This is a genomic window from Acetomicrobium mobile (genome assembly GCF_937920065.1).
Map to the genome: position 1 here is coordinate 1 of NZ_CALETC010000324.1, position 2268 is coordinate 2268.

Annotated in this window: 3 protein-coding genes; 1 reads left to right on the top strand and 2 read right to left on the bottom strand. The window is 40.9% G+C overall.

Translation table 11 applies throughout. The annotated features are described in order from the left end of the window. Positions 1-1125, top strand: a 1125-nt coding sequence (iadA, locus tag Q7P41_RS12185) for a beta-aspartyl-peptidase (RefSeq protein WP_303884608.1), incomplete at its 5' end; no start/stop codon positions are given. A 92-nt stretch (positions 1126-1217) separates the two neighbouring features. Here the strand turns inward: iadA and Q7P41_RS12190 are convergent. Both Q7P41_RS12190 and Q7P41_RS12195 read right to left on the bottom strand, forming a co-directional pair. Beyond that, positions 1218-1934, bottom strand: coding sequence for a GntR family transcriptional regulator (locus Q7P41_RS12190; RefSeq protein ID WP_303884610.1), 717 nt, complete (start codon positions 1932-1934; stop codon positions 1218-1220). 110 nt (positions 1935-2044) lie between these two features. Next, on the bottom strand, positions 2045-2268 hold a 224-nt coding region (locus Q7P41_RS12195), incomplete at its 5' end, for a cupin domain-containing protein (protein WP_303884612.1).

Consider the following 2268-nt stretch of genomic DNA (forward strand, 5'->3'; position numbering starts at 1 on the left):
GATATACTTGTATGTGAAAATTCAATTCTCGCTATTGATGACGAGATCTCTAAACATTCCGTTATAACTTTAGACCCCAACGCTTTAGTAATCGACGCAGAAGGGATGCTAGTGGTACCTGGCTTCATAGATTGCCATATTCATTTCAACGGGGCAGGAGGAGAAAACGGCCCACAGTTTAGAACTCCTCCGCTTCAGCTTAGTAGCTTTATTAGGGCTGGTATAACCACGGCAGTCGCACCATTGGGCACCGATGGAGTTTGTCGTTCTCTGAAGGAATTGCTTGCCAAGTGTAGGGGCTTGGATGCTGAAGGCATTACTGCATATATATACACTGGGTCCTATGGATATCCACCTGTTAGCATAACAGGAGATATCATGTCTGACATCGTGCTTATAGACAAAATTATCGGCACCAAAATTGCAATATCAGATCACAGATCTTCTCATCCCACTGTCACTGAACTAAGACATCTTATATCAGACAGCCGTGTGGGGGGAATGCTTTCCGGCAAGATGGGGCTTGTAATGGCTCACATGGGAGACGAAGAGAGTGGCCTTTCTATTATTAGAGAGGCACTTTCAGGTACGGACATACCAAAAGCTCAAATCCTTCCTACGCATGTAAACAGAAACTCAAAGCTTTTCACTGAATCACTTAAATATTGTGCCGATGGTGGTTACATTGATATTACTACCAGCATAACAGGCAATGACGGATCTATTTCGCCTGTAGATTGCATTGCTATGGCTTACAATAAAAAAATACCCCTTTCATCCATTACTTTGAGTACTGATGGGAACGGCAGCATTCCCATTTTTAACAGCTTAAAGGAAATCATTGGCATGGGTATTGGCGAGCCCAGCTCTTTGTTTTCTACCATTAAAGGGATCTTATGCAATACAAACATACCTAAGGAAGATGTAATTTCTCTAGTAACCGAAAATGCGGCAGAACGCCTTAAGCTCGCAAAAAAGGGTCGAATAGCAATAAAAGCTGATGCAGATATTTTGTTGATATCGATTTCAGATCTTTCTCTGCAATACGTCATTGCTAAAGGCGCTGTATTGATGGAAAAGGGTAATATCGTTCGTAAGGGAACATTTGAAGGCTTGGCACAATAACATTTACAAACTAAAGAAAGCGCAAAGGGCTTGAATATTAACGCATTGTAAACTAAATTTCAGGTCCTTTGCAATTCCTTAAATTTGTGTTTTTAATCAAGATCGCACTCTTCTAATGATTTAATAGGTTGACCATGAGGATTGAGCATTGAATTGTAAGCTATAATAAGATGCTCCTGCATTGCTTTTTCGGCTGCAAGGCTATCCCTAGAAAGAATTGATTCTACGATCCTTTTATGTTCCATGTAGCTCAGTCTAGGATTTTCTACATTTTGTAGCTTTTCAATATTAATTTGTTCATTATAAAAACTCATAAAAAAGAAAACGTAAATGTTGGACCGCCAAAAAGCCTGTTGTATATAACGATAAAGGTATCTATTTTTAGCCATAGCGGCTATGGTCATGTGAAACTTCTCATTCAAAGCCGCATACTCGTCTTTCTTGTTAGCCAAAAACATTTCCATTTCTTGTTGATTAATCTCAATAAGTTCACTTGAATCTTCAGGGCTTGCATATTTAGCAGCACGTCGCGCAGCCTTGCCCTCCAATAAAACCCTTACATAGTAAACTTCTTTCATGTCTTTGGGTTCCAGAAAAGGTACGATATACCCCTTCTTATTGGGCAACTTCTCAAGAAAGCCCATCGAAGCCAATCTGGATAATGCTTCTCTTATTGGGGTACGACTCATTTTAAAGACATCTACCAAGTCGGTCTCATAGATCCTATCTCCCGGTAGGAGTTTTCTAGAAAGCACTAGCTTAATAATGTTGTCAAAAGCCTCATCGACAGCGCCTTTGTTTCTCTGCATTACAATCCCCCATTGTTCTACACCCACAAATTGTTTGTTAAAGATACCAACAAATTTAAAAACGTGCAAGGAAAATTAAAACACGCATAAAAACAAAAATGGCACATATATCAAGATTTCCAGAAAAAGGCAAGCCACAGGCAAGGCGGGGCGGTGCTTGTAGAAAATACGCGGTGTTTGACGTGAGCGGGAATTAAGACCCATTCTCCCCTATCGAGCACTTTTGTGCTACCGTCCTCCCACTGGATAACTCCCTGTCCTTCAAGGACGCACACCCATTCATTCTCTTTTTGGTCGTACCAAAACCCCTCGGGAGATGCCTGGCCTGTCGAAA

Bases quoted from the DNA above. Each gene is read 5' to 3' on its own strand.
- Q7P41_RS12190 (WP_303884610.1), bottom strand. From the start codon at position 1,934: ATGCAGAGAAACAAAGGCGCTGTCGATGAGGCTTTTGACAACATTATT.